The 13889-nt window shown below is 75.9% G+C and carries 13 protein-coding genes and 3 tRNA genes; 4 read left to right on the forward strand and 12 right to left on the reverse strand.

The genetic code is table 11. From position 1 onward, the window contains the following. The first annotated feature begins 9 nt into the window (after positions 1–9). A complete protein-coding gene (locus tag GY42_RS08485) occupies positions 10–1044 on the forward strand; it encodes an adenosine deaminase (protein ID WP_046529016.1) in 1035 nt (344 codons plus the stop codon). A 119-nt stretch (positions 1045–1163) separates the two neighbouring features. On the opposite strand, the gene GY42_RS08490 is transcribed toward GY42_RS08485, so the two are convergent. From GY42_RS08490 to GY42_RS08505, 4 genes are all read right to left on the reverse strand, one after another. Continuing rightward, on the reverse strand, positions 1164–2978 hold the full coding sequence (locus tag GY42_RS08490; RefSeq protein ID WP_046529017.1) for an alpha/beta fold hydrolase: 1815 nt from the start codon (positions 2976–2978) through the stop codon (positions 1164–1166). A gap of 173 nt (positions 2979–3151) precedes the next feature. Next, positions 3152–4195 carry a UDP-N-acetylmuramate dehydrogenase gene (locus GY42_RS08495; protein WP_046530716.1) on the reverse strand — a complete coding sequence of 348 codons (1044 nt, stop codon included), beginning with the start codon at positions 4193–4195 and terminating at the stop codon, positions 3152–3154. Positions 4196–4305: 110 nt separating this feature from the next. Further along, positions 4306–5583: an MFS transporter gene (locus GY42_RS08500; RefSeq protein ID WP_046529018.1), complete on the reverse strand. Its 1278-nt coding sequence runs from the start codon at positions 5581–5583 to the stop codon at positions 4306–4308. Next, positions 5580–6974, reverse strand: coding sequence for an MFS transporter (locus GY42_RS08505; protein ID WP_082131423.1), 1395 nt, complete (start codon positions 6972–6974; stop codon positions 5580–5582). The genes GY42_RS08500 and GY42_RS08505 overlap by 4 nt, the downstream gene beginning before the upstream one ends. Before the next feature lie 182 nt (positions 6975–7156). On the opposite strand from GY42_RS08505, the gene GY42_RS08510 reads away from it, so the two are divergent. Next, entirely contained in the window at positions 7157–8218 is a 1062-nt protein-coding gene (locus GY42_RS08510; RefSeq protein WP_046530718.1) for a LacI family DNA-binding transcriptional regulator, read from the forward strand. A 121-nt stretch (positions 8219–8339) separates the two neighbouring features. Here the strand turns inward: GY42_RS08510 and GY42_RS08515 are convergent, their stop codons facing one another. The 5 genes from GY42_RS08515 to GY42_RS08535 form a co-directional block, all read right to left on the reverse strand. Continuing rightward, positions 8340–8765 (reverse strand): MaoC/PaaZ C-terminal domain-containing protein, encoded by a 426-nt coding sequence (locus GY42_RS08515; RefSeq protein WP_046529019.1) that lies wholly within the window; start codon positions 8763–8765, stop codon positions 8340–8342. Next, the gene (locus tag GY42_RS08520; protein ID WP_046529020.1) at positions 8762–9214 is read right to left on the reverse strand and encodes a MaoC family dehydratase N-terminal domain-containing protein; all 453 of its coding nucleotides are present in this window, start codon (positions 9212–9214) and stop codon (positions 8762–8764) included. Before GY42_RS08520 ends, GY42_RS08515 begins: the two co-directional genes overlap by 4 nt. A 29-nt stretch (positions 9215–9243) precedes the next feature. Then, on the reverse strand, positions 9244–9414 hold the full coding sequence (rpmG, locus tag GY42_RS08525) for a 50S ribosomal protein L33 (protein WP_046529021.1): 171 nt from the start codon (positions 9412–9414) through the stop codon (positions 9244–9246). 93 nt (positions 9415–9507) lie between these two features. Then, positions 9508–9584: transfer RNA gene (locus GY42_RS08530), tRNA-Met, on the reverse strand. Positions 9585–9642: 58 nt separating this feature from the next. Beyond that, positions 9643–9715: transfer RNA gene (locus GY42_RS08535), tRNA-Thr, on the reverse strand. Between the two features lie 210 nt (positions 9716–9925). Between GY42_RS08535 and GY42_RS08540 the strand changes: the two genes are divergently transcribed. Continuing rightward, positions 9926–10414: a hypothetical protein gene (locus tag GY42_RS08540; protein ID WP_160309403.1), complete on the forward strand. Its 489-nt coding sequence runs from the start codon at positions 9926–9928 to the stop codon at positions 10412–10414. Positions 10415–10494: 80 nt separating this feature from the next. Here the strand turns inward: GY42_RS08540 and GY42_RS08545 are convergent. Continuing rightward, positions 10495–10576: transfer RNA gene (locus GY42_RS08545), tRNA-Tyr, on the reverse strand. Positions 10577–10785: 209 nt separating this feature from the next. Here GY42_RS08545 and GY42_RS08550 point away from each other — a divergent pair. After that, on the forward strand, positions 10786–11283 hold the full coding sequence (locus tag GY42_RS08550; RefSeq protein WP_046529023.1) for a YajQ family cyclic di-GMP-binding protein: 498 nt from the start codon (positions 10786–10788) through the stop codon (positions 11281–11283). Positions 11284–11351: 68 nt separating this feature from the next. On the opposite strand, the gene htpX is transcribed toward GY42_RS08550, so the two are convergent. Together htpX and GY42_RS08560 are read right to left on the reverse strand one after the other, a co-directional pair. Continuing rightward, positions 11352–12224, reverse strand: a complete 873-nt coding sequence (gene htpX / locus GY42_RS08555) for a zinc metalloprotease HtpX (RefSeq protein ID WP_046529024.1) — start codon at positions 12222–12224, stop codon at positions 11352–11354. A 152-nt stretch (positions 12225–12376) separates the two neighbouring features. Then, positions 12377–13762 carry an FAD-dependent oxidoreductase gene (locus GY42_RS08560; protein ID WP_046529025.1) on the reverse strand — a complete coding sequence of 462 codons (1386 nt, stop codon included), beginning with the start codon at positions 13760–13762 and terminating at the stop codon, positions 12377–12379. Positions 13763–13889 lie beyond the last annotated feature (127 nt).

Genomic DNA, 13889 nt, shown 5'->3' on the forward strand with positions numbered 1-13889 from the left:
CTGGCGCGCGTGCGTGACCTGACCCTGCTGCCCAAGGCGCACCTGCACCTGCACTTCACGGGGTCGATGCGGGTCGCGACGCTGGCGGACCTCGCGCAGCGGCACGGCATCCGGCTGCCGCACGTGCTGCTGGACGCCGACCCGCTGCGGGTCCCGGCGGGCGAGCGCGGCTGGTTCCGCTTCCAGCGCCTGTACGACGCGGCGCGCGCGTGCGTGCGCTCCGAGGCGGACATGCGCCGCATCGTCGCCGAGGCCGCGGCCGACGACGCCGCCGAGGGCTCGGGCCGCCTGGAGATCCAGGTCGACCCGACGTCGTACGCGCCGTTCGTCGGCGGGATCACGCCCGCGCTCGAGATCGTGCTCGACGAGGCACGCGCCGCGCAGGAGGCGACGGGCGTCGAGGTCGGCGTGGTCGTCGCGGCGTCCCGCATGCGCCACCCGCTCGAGGCGCGCACGCTGGCGCGGCTCGCGGCCCGGTACGCCGGGGACGGCCCCGGCGAGGTCGTGGGCTTCGGCCTGTCGAACGACGAGCGGCGCGGCAGCACCGCGGAGTTCGGGCGCGCGTTCGCGATCGCCCGGCGCGCGGGCCTGCGGGCCGTGCCGCACGGCGGTGAGCTGCTGGGCCCGGCGCACGTCGACGAGGTCCTCGACCACCTGCACCCCGACCGGCTGGGGCACGGCGTGCGCAGCGCCGAGGACCCGCGGGTCCTCGAGCGGGTCGTCGAGCGTGACGTCGCGCTCGAGGTCTGCCCGGCGTCGAACGTGTCGCTCGGGGTGTACGCGTCGGACGGCGACGTGCCGCTGCGCACGCTCGTCGCGGCCGGGGCACGGGTCGCGCTCGGCGCGGACGACCCGCTGCTGTTCGGCTCGCGCCTGGTCGAGCAGTACCGGGTCGCGCGCGACGTCCACGGCTTCACGGACGACGAGCTGGCCGCGCTCGCGCGGTCGTCCGTGCTCGCGAGCACCGCGTCGCCCGGCGCGCGGGCGCGGCTGCTCGCCGGCGTCGACGCGTGGCTCGCGGCCCCGGGCGGCGACGCGCGCTGAGGGACGCGGCGCCGCGCCCGGACGCGTGACTCCCGGGGCACGGCACGAGCGCCGGTCCCCGCCGCGACGACGTGCGGGGCCCGACCGCCCGGGCCCCGCACGTCCTCATGGTCGGCGCGTCACGGCACGCGCGGCGGCGCGCCCGGCACCGGCGGCACGACCGGCGGCAGCGCGCGCGGCGCCTGGGCCGAGCGCTGCTCGGGCACCGGCACGAACGGCTGCACGTCCCCCACGCACCGCGTGCCCTCGGCGGGCAGCTCGACCGCGACGAGGTACCGGTCGATCGCCCCGGTCGCGCACTGCGACGTGCCGTACGCCGTGTGCCCCCAGCTGTCGGACGACAGCAGGCGGCTGCGCGGCAGGACCGCGGCCGCCGCGACGGCCCCCTCGTACGCGGTCGCCGGGTCCCACAGGTTGCCGACGACCAGGACGGGCGCGGAGGTGCGGGCGTCGAACCGCCCGGCCCACGCGTCGTCGTCGCGCGCGGTCCACGCCCGCGACGCGCACTGCGGCGACGACCACGTCCAGGACGGCCCGAACCCGGGCGCGACCGCGTCCTGGCGCGCCGACGCGGCGACCCAGTCCTCGGGGCGGCGCGGGTTGAGCGAGTCGGTGCACAGGACGGCCGAGAACGCCTCGAGCCCGTTGCCGTACGGGAAGCCGAGACCGAACGCGTCGGCGCGTGCGGCACGCGCCGCGTCCCGCTCGGCGGCGGCGTCCTGAAGGGTCCGCTCGAAGCCGAACAGCGCCGCGAGCGCCTCCGCGCGCTGCTGCGCGTTCTCGGGCGTCTCGGGCTGCAGCAGCCACCACAGCGCCCACACCACGGTGTCGACCGCGTCGTACCCGCTCGGGGCGTACAGCAGGGACAGCACGGCGCCGACCGTGTCGTCCCAGTCGAACGTGCCGAGCGACTCGCCGGTCGCGGGGTCGGTGAGCTCGACGCCACCCGCGCGCATGCCGGCCTCGACGTCCGCCCACACCGTCCGCGGGTCACCCAGGCCCGCCGTCCGGCACAGCGCCGGCCCCGCCTGCGCGCAACGGTCGAGGATCTCCTGGGCCGCGCGCCAGGCCGCCTGGCCGGACGCGAGGCGCTCCGTCACGGGCACGTCCGCCGTGCGTCGTGTCCCCGCCCACGCGACGGGGTCGAGCACGCCATCGATCGCGACCGCGCGCACCCGGTCCGGGAACATGTTGACGTAGACCTGGCCGAGGTAGCTGCCGTACGAGAACCCGAGGAACGTCAGCCGGTCGTCGCCGAGCGCGCGCCGCACGACGTCCATGTCGCGCGCGACCTGCGCGGTCGACATCGACGCGCTCAGCGGGGCGCCGGTCGTCGAGCACGCCTCGCCGAGCGCACGCGCCGACGCGACGAACGCCGCGGTCTGCGCGTCCCCCTGCGGGAAGCGGACGTCCATGCCCGCGAGCGCGGCCCCCTGCTCGCCGACGTCCCGGAAGCAGCGCACGTTGGCCGAGTAGTTGGTGCCGCGCGGGTCGATGCCGACGACGTCGAAGCGCGCCAGCAGCTCGGGCGAGAGGAACGCCGACGCCACGGCGGCCATCTCGACGCCCGAGCCCCCGGGGCCGCCGGGGTTGACGAAGAGCGTCCCGATGCGCTGCGCCGGGTCGGTGGCCCGCACGCGCAGCATCGCGACCTCGGTCGTGCCGCGGCGGGGCTGGTCGTAGTCGAGCGGCAGCTCGACCGTGCCACACTCGGTGCCGGCGCCGAACAGCGACGTGCAGTCGAACCAGCCCGGGTCGGGTGCCGGCACGCGGTCGACGCGTGCCGCCTCGGCCCGGCTCGTGCGGTCGTGCCCCGGCGCGTGCCCCGGTCCGCCGGGGCCGTGCGCGGCCGCCGACGTCGCGGTGAGCGTCGCGGCGAGGCTCGCGGCGACGGCCGTCGCGAGGACGGCGCGGCTCAGGTGTGGTCGTCTCATGGTGCTCCCCTGGACGGCGCCCGCCGGAGCCCCTGCGCCCCGGCCGTCGGCGCACGTCCACCCTCGCGGGCGCGCGAGGGCCGCCGCATCGGCCCGGGGGACGGACCCGGAACCCGTCGCGAGGGGGACGCGCGGCCGCCCCGTGACGTCCTAGGGTCGCGCCCGTCGACCGCTCAGAGCGTCGCGCCGACCAGGACCGGCTCGGCCTCGAGCGTCACGCCGAACCGCTCACGGACGCCGTCGCGGACCTCGCGCGCGAGCGCGAGCAGGTCGGCGGCCCGCGCGTCACCGCGGTTCGTGAGCGCGAGTGTGTGCTTGGTCGACAGCGACGCGGGCCCGGGGGCGCCGTGCCCGCGCGCGAAGCCCGCCCGCTCGATGAGCCACGCCGCGCTGCTCTTGACCGTGCCGTCGTCGAGCGGCCAGCGCGGGGCGTCGTCGGGCAGCGCGGCGGCGCGGTCGGCGGGCAGCACGGGGTTCGTGAAGAACGAGCCGGCGCTCCACGTGTCGTGGTCGGCGGCGTCGAGGACCATGCCCTTGCGGGCGCGCAGCGCGAGCACCGCGGCGCGCACGTCGGCGAGCGGGGCACGCTCCCCCACGGCGACGTCGAGCGTGCGCGCGAGCTCGGGGTACGTCACCGGCGCGGACATCGACCCCTCCTTGACCTGGAACGTCACGTCCAGCACGACGTAGCGCGGGGTCGGGCCCCACGGCGCTCCCGGGTCGGACGGGTCGGCGCGCAGCGACCGCTTGAGCAGCGACGACCGGTAGCCGAACCCCAGCGTCACGTACGGCAGGGTGCGCACGCGCCCGCGCCCGCGGTCCCAGACCCGGACCTGCGAGACGGTCTGCGCGACCTCCTGCCCGTACGCACCGACGTTCTGCACGGGCGTCGCGCCGGTCGACCCGGGGATCCCGGAGAGCGCCTCGACGCCCACGAGCTCGTGCGCGACCGCGTACGCGACGACGTCGTCCCACACGGTGCCGGCCGGGACGGTGAGCGTGACGCCCGCGCACGCGGTCGCGTCGGGCACGCTCACGCCGCCGCGCACGTCGCGCACGACCACGCCGGGGAAGCCCGCGTCGGCGGCCAGCACGTTGGACCCCCCGCCGAGCACGAGGACGGGCTCGCCCGCGGCGTCGGCCTCGCGGACGGCGGCGACGAGGTCGGCCTCGGTCGAGGTCTCGACGTACCGCCCGACGGGCCCGCCGACGCGCAGCGTCGTGAGGTCCGCGAGGGTCGGCGTGCCGCCGTGCGTCGGGACGCCGGTGCGGGCCGGCTCGGGGCCGGGCCGGGCAGGGCGCAGGTGTCGAGCTCCACGGTCCCAGGCTAGACGCCGGGCGGGGGTGCGTCCTCGCGGCCGCCCGGCGTCGCGGGCGGCGGCGTCGCGGGCAGCGGACGCGCGGCACCCGTGACGAGCAGCCCGAGCGCGACGGGCGCGAGGATCACGAGGAGCGCGTCGCGGTAGCCGACGTGCTCGGCCAGCAGGCCCAGCAGCGGCGGGCCGGCGAGGAACGCCGAGTAGCCGATCGTCGAGACGACGGCGACGCGCTGCGCGGCGCGGCGCGGGTCGTCGGAGGCCGCGCTCATGCCCACCGGGAACCCGAGGGCGGCGCCCATGCCCCACACGACGACGCCGGCCAGCGCGAGCCAGAGCTGGTCGGCGAGGCCGAACAGCAGCAGGCCGACGGCCGCGAGCGCGGCGCACAGCCGCAGCACGACGACGCGCCCGTACCGGTCGAGCAGCGCGGTGCCGAACAGCCGCATCGCGGTCATCGCGGTGACGAACAGCCCGAAGCCGACGGCCCCGGTCGCGTGGGCGGTGCCGAACCCGTCGACCACGGCGAGGCTGACCCAGTCGTTGGCCGAGCCCTCGGTGAGCGCGGCCGCGAGGACGACGAGCCCGACGAGCAGGGTGCGGGGCTCGAGCCACGCGCCGAGCGCGGCGCGCGCGCCGCGGGGGGCGTCGTCGGTGGTGCCGCCCGCCGCGTGCGCCTCCGGCTCGGCGGGCGTGCGGGTGAGGAACGCGCGCACGGCCAGGGCGACCACGACCGACGACGCCGCGACGACCGCGGGCAGGTGCACCTGGACGGGGACGTGGGCCCAGGCGGCGAGCGCGGCGACGCCGGCGGCGGCCATGGTCCCGAACGAGAAGCCCGCGTGGTAGCGCGGCATGACCGTGCGACCGAGCCGCTGCTCGACGAGCGCGCCCTCGAGGTTCATCGCGGCGTCCCACACGCCGGTCCCCACACCCGTGAGGACGAGGCCCACGCCGACGACCGCGACGTGCCCGAGCGCCACGCCGATCGACGCGACGACGTACCCGGCGGCGTTGAGCAGCGCGAACCCGAGCACCGTGCGTCGCGCCCCGAGCCGCTCGACGACGAGCCCGGACAGCGGCAGCGCGAGCAGCGACCCGAACGCCCCGACGAGCAGCAGGACGCCCATGCGCTCGGGCGTGAGGTCGAGCGCGTCGCGCACCGCGGGCAGGCGTGACGCCCACGAGGCGAAGTTGACGCCGGCGAGCACGAAGACCGTGAAGACCGCTGCCGACGCGACGCGTACGTCGCGCGGCGCGACCGCGCGCGCGGGCCGCTCGCCGCTCACCGCGGGCCCCGGGCGGCGGCGACCTCGGCGGCGTCGTGCGTCGCGCGGTCGGGTGCCGACGCGTCGGCCCGGTCCGCGGACGGCGCCCCGTCGTGCGAGGGTCCCGCGTCGGCCGCGTCGTCGCCGGGCGTGCGCGGGGACGGGACACGCGTCTGCGGCGCGACCGTGCGCGACACCGAGACACTCGTGAGCATCGCGACGACGATGAGCACGAGCGCGTGGCGCGCGCCGACGTGCTCGGCCGCGAGCCCCAGCACGGGGGGTGCCACGAGCGAGGCCATGGACGCGAACGCCGACACGACGGCGACGCGTGCGGCGGCCCGGGTGGGGTCGTCAGAGGCCGCGGCGATGCCGATGGGCACGGCCAGCGCGGCGCCGACGCCCCACAGCGCGACGCCGCCGGCGGCGAGCGGCAGCGAGGGCGCGAACCCGAACGTGAGCAGGCCGACGGCCGACGTGAGGCCCGAGGCCCGCAGCACCGCGACGCGGCCGTACCGGTCGAGCAGGCGTGTGCCGAGCAGCCGCACGGCCGTCATCGAGGCCACGAACAGGCCGAGCACGGCACCGCCGACGGACTCGCTCGTGGTGAACCCGTCGACGACCGCGAGCGACAGCCAGTTGTTGGCCGCGCCCTCGGAGAAGGCGGCCGCGAGGACGACGACGCCGACGAGCAGCGTGCGGGGCTCGCGCCACGCGCCGAGCGCGGCGCCCAGGCGCGCGACGCCCCGGCGCGTGCGCGACGCGGCGACCGGTGCGACGGCCGCGTCGGCCGCGCCCGCCTCGGCGCTCCGCCCGGCCCGCTCGGCGGCGGTCGGCGGCAGGACGACGCCGCGCACGGACGCGAGCCGCCACACGAGCACGAGGGCGCCGGTCAGGGGCAGCTGGACCGCGACGGGCACCCCGGCGGCGGACGCGAGCGCGCTCGTGCCGGACCCGAGCACCGCGCCGACCGAGAACGCCGCGTGGAACTGCGGGATGATCGTGCGTCCGACCGCGCGCTCGATGCGCGCGGACTCGACGTTGATCGCGACGTTGCCGAGCGCGACGGCGACGCCGTTGAGGAAGATGCCCGCGGCCAGGAGCACGCGCGAGCCCACGGTCGGGCCGGTGCCGAGCAGGGCCAGCGCGGTCGCGAGGACGAACGCGGAGAGCACCAGGACGCGTCGGGTCCCGAGCCGCTGCAGCACGACGCCCGACGCCGTCACGGTGAGGAGCGAGCCCACGGAGCCGACCAGGAGCAGCACGCCGAGGTCGGACGTGCCGAGGTCGAGCAGGTCGCGCACGGTGGGGATGCGTGCGAGCCAGCTCGCGAACGCGAAGCCGGCGAGGCAGAACAGTCCGACGAGCAGGATCCGCGCGCGAGCGACGCTCGGCGGGGAGTGGCGGGTCACAGGGGCGCTCCGTGGTGCGGTGTCGACGGGCGGCGAGGTCGACGCCCGGACGGCTCGAATCGATTCGATCGCACGTCGCACCGGGTCGAATCGATATGAGGGGTCCCGGACATTCTGCGGGTACGCTGACGCGGACGTCAACGACCGCGACGCACGTCACCCCGCCCCCGGAGGTACCCGCCCTGTCCGCGCAGCGCACGACCCTGGCCGACGTGGCGGCGGCCGCGGGCGTCTCGGTCTCCACGGCCTCGCTCGCGTTCTCCGGATCGGGCCCCATCGCCGACGCGACCCGCGCGCGCGTCCTCGAGGCGGCCCGCACGCTCGCCTACGCGGGCCCCAACCCGCTCGGGCGCCAGCTGCGCCGCGGACGCTCGGGCATCGTCGGCGTCATCATGGGCGACGCCCTGCGCCGCGCGTTCCGCGACCCCGTCTCGTCGCAGGTGCTCGACGGGCTGGCCGCGACCCTCGGCCCGCTCGGACTCGGCGTGCTGCTGGTCCCCGGCCCGCACGACGCGTCGCAGCCCGCCGTCGACCCGCTGCTGGAGTCCGCCGCGATGGACGTCGCGGTGCAGATGTGGGGCGGCACGACCGACGACCCCGTCCTCGAGACCCTGCGCCGCCGCGGCACGCCGACCGTGCTGGTCGAGGGCACGCCCCAGCCCGACGTCGCGGCCGTCGGCATCGACGACCGCGGCGGCATGGCCGAGCTCACGCGCCACCTGCTCGACCTCGGCCACACGCGCATCGCGACGGTCACGCTGCCGTTCGACCGCGGCCGCTCGGAGGGACCCGCGGACGCCGAGCGACTGACGCACCTCGCCTGGGAGATCACGCGCCGTCGCCTCGCCGGCGTCACGGACGCGGGCGTCACGCCGACCACCGTCTACGAGACCCCCGCGTCGCTCGTCGAGAACGGCGCCGCGGCGGGCCGCGCCCTGCTCGCGGCGCCGGACCGGCCCACGGCCGTGATCTGCCAGTCGGACCTGCTCGCGTCGGGCGTCGTGCTCGCGGCGCGTGAGCTGGGGCTGCGCGTCCCGCAGGACGTGTCCGTCGCGGGGTTCGACGGGCTCGACCTCGCCTGGCTCGCACCCGACGTGCTCACGTCGGTGGCGCAGCCGCTCGCCGAGAAGGGCGCCGCGATCGGCACCGCCGTGTCCGCGCTGCTCGAGGGCCGCATGCCCGAGCCGCAGGTGCTGCCGGTCGCGCTGCGCGTCGGGACGACGACGGGCCCCGCGCCGCGCTGACCAGGCCACGCTGATCACGACGTCCAGGGCACGACGTCCGGCGCACGGCGCACGCGGCGGGCGTGCGACGCCGCGCACCGGCGGGACGCCGCGAGCGACGGCGGCGAGGGTCCGGGACGGCTCAGCCGAGCCGGACGACCGCCTGGGCCTTGCCGAGCACGCGCGCACCCTCGACGGTCACCGTGAGGTCGACGCGCACCGTGCCGGCCTCGAGGTCGAGCGCACCGACCGTCGCGACGACGTCGACGTGGGCCTCGCCCGGGTCGGGCACGGGCACGGGGCGCGTGAAGCGCGTCTGGTAGTCGACGACCGCACCGGGGTCGCCCACCCAGTCCACGACGACCGCGACAGCGGCGCCCATGGTCCACATGCCGTGCGCGATGACGCCCGGCAGCCCGACCGACGTCGCGACGCGCTCGTTCCAGTGGATCGGGTTGAAGTCGCCGGACGCGCCGGCGTAGCGCACGAGCCGCGCGCGGTCGACCGCGACGGTGCGGCGTGCGACCTCCTGGCCGACCTCGAGGTCGGCGAGCACGGGGGCGGTCATGCGGCGTCCTCGGGTCGCACGGCGAGCGTCGAGACGACGGTCGCGACGGGTGCGCCCGACTCGTCGGCGATCTCGCAGCGGGTGGTGACCATCGACAGGCCCGCGCGCTGCGTCACGGCGTCGACGTGCAGCGTGGTGAGCAGCCGGTCCCCCGCGTGGATCGGGCGGTGGTGCGTGAAGCGCTCGTCGGCGTGCACGACGCGGCTGAAGTCGACACCGGCGGCCGGGTCGTCGACGTACTGCGCCTCGGTCCGCTGCGCGATGACCACGGCGAACGTGGGGGGCGCGACGACGTCGGGGTGGCCCAGCGCGCGGGCGGCGGCGACGTCGGTGTGGGCGGGGTGCGTGGCACCCGTCGCCTCGGCGAACTCGCGCAGCTTCTCGCGCGCGACCACATACACGTCGCCGGGCGGGTAGGCCCGCCCGGCGAAGGAGGTGTCGACCTGCACGTCAGCGTGGCTGCCGGCGTGGACCCGCGTCAGCGGGTCTCGCGGTGCACCGTGTGCTTGTTGTCACGCGGGCAGAACTTCTTCATCTCGAGACGGTCGGGCGTGTTCCGACGGTTCTTCTTCGTGATGTAGTTCCGCTCCTTGCACTCCGTGCAGGCGAGCGTGATCTTGGGGCGGACGTCCGCGCTCTTGCTGGCCATGTTCGTGTCACCTCTCGCGCCCCGCGGGGGCTGCGTTCTTCTCCTGGCGCGCGCCGGCCGACGCGCGCTGCTGCGACGGATGTTCGCCGGACGTGGTAGCGGGAGCGGGATTCGAACCCGCGACACCACGATTATGAGCCGTGTGCTCTAACCACCTGAGCTATCCCGCCACAGCGGTCATGTCCCGGGCGGCCGCCGCGAGGACGGCCGACCCGTGACACACCACAGAGCCCCGAAAGGGAATCGAACCCTTGACCTTCTCCTTACCATGGAGACGCTCTGCCGACTGAGCTATCGGGGCAGCGCGGATCAGAGTACACGGGCCACGGGGCACCTGCGAAATCGGGGTCTTGCGCGGCGCCCCGGACGCCGGCGACGCCCCGCGGACGCGGGCCCGCGACCCTCGGCGCGGGGCGCACCCACCGGCGCCGTCGCCCCCGGCCCCCCGGTCGTCCGCCTAAGCGTTTCGGCTCGTCGCGGCCGGCGCGGACCGCGTGCCACGATCCCGCGCATGCCACCCCTTCGCCGTCGTCCTGACGCCCGGCCCGCCACCCCCTCCCCGGGTGCCGCACGGCCCCGTCCCGTCGCGCACCGCGCGGCCCTGCCCACCGTGCTCGCCGCCGTCACGCTCCTCGTGTCGGCGGCCTGCGCGTCCGACGCGGACGCCGGGGTCGACCCGTCGGCGGCGGACTGGCCCGCCGCCGTCTCCCCCGCCGAGGCCGACGGCGACGTGTGGGCCGTCTGGACGGCCGTCGACGCGAGCGCCGACGCCGAGGCCCTCACGGCCGAGGTCGCGCGCCTCGACCAGCAGGGCTACGACGTCGAGCCCACCGACCCGGCGTGCCAGGAGGGCGCCCACGAGCAGCTCGCGGCGCTCACCGGCATCGCGGAGCCCGTGGCCGTCGGCGTCCTGTTCGCCTCCGAGGAGGACGCCGGCGTGTTCGACACGCGCGACGAGGGGACCACCGTCTCCGTCACGTCCGGCGCCTGGACCTGCTGACGCACGCACGAACCCCGGACCGGCAACGGCACGGGGACGACGAAGGGGACGTCCTCGTGGAGGACGTCCCCTTCGGGGCGTGGCGGGTGAGGGATTCGAACCCCCGTAGGCGTTGCCAGCTGATTTACAGTCAGCCCCCTTTGGCCACTCGGGTAACCCGCCAAGGGGCGCGGGCCCGGTACGACCACCCCGGGGCGCCGTACGAGTACGACGATCCGGTGCGTCCGCGTGAGCCGCGTGCGGATGGAAGGATAGCAAGTCCAGGAGGGGGCTCGCGCCACCCCGGCCCGCAGCGGCCGGCGCGACGCACCGCACGCCCCCGCCCGACGGACGATCAAGGCCCCCGCACGGGGCGCCGGGAGGAGCAGGACATGGCGAGCGAGTCGTCGTTCGACGTCGTGAGCAAGGTCGACCGCCAGGAGGTCGACAACGCGCTGAACCAGGCCGTCAAGGAGATCGCGCAGCGCTACGACTTCAAGGGCGTCGGCGCGTCGATCGCGTGGAGCGGCGACACGATCCTCATGGTCGCCAACTCCGCCGAGCGCGTGCTCGCGGTGCTCGACGTCTTCCAGTCGAAGCTCATCAAGCGCAACATCTCGCTCAAGGCCCTCGACACGGGTGACGGCGAGCCCAAGCCCTCGGGCAAGGAGTACCGCCTGCCGGCCACCATCAAGGAGGGCCTGAGCAGCGAGGTCGCCAAGAAGCTCGCGAAGATCGTGCGCGACGAGGGCCCCAAGGGCGTCAAGACGCAGATCCAGGGCGACGAGCTGCGCGTCTCGGCCAAGAGCCGCGACGACCTGCAGGCCGTGATCGCGCTGCTCAAGGGCGCCGACGTCGACGCGGCGCTGCAGTTCACGAACTACCGCTGACCCCACGCTCGGTCGCCCGGGCGCACCGACGACGCCGGGCGCGGCGCACCACGCCCGGCGTCGTCGCGTCAGTAGCGCGTGACGCCGCCGCCCGCCATGGCCTCGAGGCGCGCGATGCGATCGACCATCGGCGGGTGGGTCGCGAACAGCCGCCCGAGGCCGCCGCCGCGGAACGGGTTGGCGATCATCAGGTGCGACACGTCGACCAGGTCACGGTCCTGGGGCAGGGGGCGGGCGTTCGTGCCGGCCTCGAGCTTGCGCAGCGCCGACGCGAGGGCCAGCGGGTCGCCGGTCAGGCGTGCCCCGTCCTCGTCGGCGTCGTACTCGCGCGTGCGGGAGATCGCGAGCTGCACGGTCGTCGCCGCGAGCGGCGCGAGGACCACCATGAGCAGGCCCGCCAGCGGGTTGCCGCCGCCGTCACGACGGTCGCCGCCGCCGAAGAACAGCGCGAACTGCGCGAGCGACGTGATGACGCCCGCGACCGCCGCGGCGACCGACGACGTGAGGATGTCGCGGTTGTAGACGTGCATGAGCTCGTGCCCCAGGACGCCGCGCAGCTCGCGCTCGTCGAGGATCGCGAGGATGCCGTCCGTGCAGCACACCGCCGCGTTCTGCGGGTTGCGGCCCGTCGCGAACGCGTTCGGCGCCATCGTGGGCGACACGTACAGCCGCGGCATCGGCTGCCGGGCGGCCGTCGAGAGCTCGCGCACGATCCGGTACATCGCGGGCTGCTCGAGCTCGCTCACGGGCCGCGCACGCATGGCGCGGATCGCGATCTTGTCGGAGTTCCAGTAGCTGTACGCCGTCATCGCCAGGCCCGCGAGCGTGAACAGCCACAGGTAGCGCGGCCCGCCCACGAGCCAGCCGATGCCGAGCAGGACCGCCCACAGCGCGCCGAACAGCGCCGCCGTCTTCAGGCCGTTGTAGTGCCGGTGACCCATCGCAGTCTCGTCCTCCCCGCGGCCGGCGACCCTCCGCCGCCCGCACCCGTGACAACGCGAGGCGCGGGGGCGACGTTCCCGACCACCCGGACGCGCACGCACGAGGGCCCGGACGGCGTGCCGTCCGGGCCCTCGTGGCGCGTCGCGGGACGTCAGCCCTGCGGCAGCTCGCGGCCGAGCGAGATCGCCACCATGTGGTCCCGCGGCACGAGCTTGACCCGCTCGCGCCCGTGCGGCTCGCCGAGCGACCGCTCGTACGCGTCGAGCAGCTCCCAGCCGGACCAGTCGATGGGCTCGGCGCCCCGCTGCGTGAGGAAGTCGAGCACGGCCTGGGGGTCGCGCTCGGTGGCGGTGTAGAACGCCTCGCCGGCCTCGGCGACGTCCTCGCCGAGGTGACGGATCGTCTCCGACGCGTCGGACTTCGTGTGGCCGATGAGGCCCACGGGGCCGCGCTTGATCCACCCGGTCGCGTACACGCCCGGCAGGTGCTCGCCGTCGACGTCGATCACGCGGCCCTCGCGGTTGGGGATGACGCCCGCGACGTCGTCGAACGGGATGTCGACGAGCGGCGATCCGAAGTAGCCGACCGCGCGGTAGACGGCCTGCACGGGCCAGTCGTGGAGCTGCCCCGTGCCCGTGACGTTGCCGTCGCCGTTGAGCGCCGTGCGCTCGGTGCGCAGGCCCACGACCTTGCCGTCCTCGCCCAGCACCTCGACGGGCTGGTGCAGGAAGTGCAGGTGGATGCGCCGCGAGGCCGTGAGCTCCTCGGGCTCCTTGAGCGTCCAGTCCGTGAGGGTCTTGACGACCTGCTTGGTCTGGTTGCTCGAGTGGATCGCCGCCATCGAGCCCTCGTCGAACTCGAAGTCCTCGGGGTAGACGATCGTGTCGACGTCCGGGACGTGCCCGAGCTCGCGCAGCTCGAGCGGCGAGAACTTGGCCTGCGCGGGCCCGCGGCGCGCGAACACGTGCACGTCCGTCACCGGGCTGGTCTTGAGGATGTCGTAGACGTTGGCCGGGACCTCGGTCGGCAGCAGGTCGTCGGCGTGCTTGGCGAGGATCCGCGCGACGTCGAGCGCGACGTTGCCCGCGCCGAGGACCGCGACGTGCTGCGCCTCGAGCGGCCACGTGCGGGGCACGTCGGGGTGCCCGTCGTACCAGGACACGAAGTCGGCGGCGCCGTACGAGCCCTCGAGGTCGATGCCGGGGATGGGCAGCGCGGCGTCGCGGATCGAGCCGGTCGAGAAGATCACGGCGTCGTAGTAGGTGCGCAGGTCGTCGAGCTTGAGGTCGGTGCCGTAGTCGACGTTCGCGACGAGGCGGATGTCGCCGCGCTCGAGCACCTTGTGCAGCGCGACGATGATCTGCTTGATGCGCGGGTGGTCGGGCGCGACGCCGTAGCGCACGAGCCCGAACGGCGCGGGCAGGCGCTCGAACAGGTCGATGCTCACGTCGAGGTCCGTCTTGGACAGGATGTCCGCCGCGTAGATGCCGGCCGGACCGGCGCCGACGATCGCGACGCGCAGGGTCGGGGTGCTCACGGGACCAGGTTGCCTTCCGCTGTGGGGAGCCCTCGCACGACGGGGCGCCCTCCAGGGCCCCGGCGGCCGTGCGCCTCGCCGTCGGCGCGAGAGCGATGCCCCGCAAGTCTAGGACGTGAGGGCACCC

The organism is Cellulomonas sp. FA1, from assembly GCF_000986825.1.
Taxonomy (GTDB): Bacteria; Actinomycetota; Actinomycetes; order Actinomycetales; family Cellulomonadaceae; genus Cellulomonas; species Cellulomonas iranensis.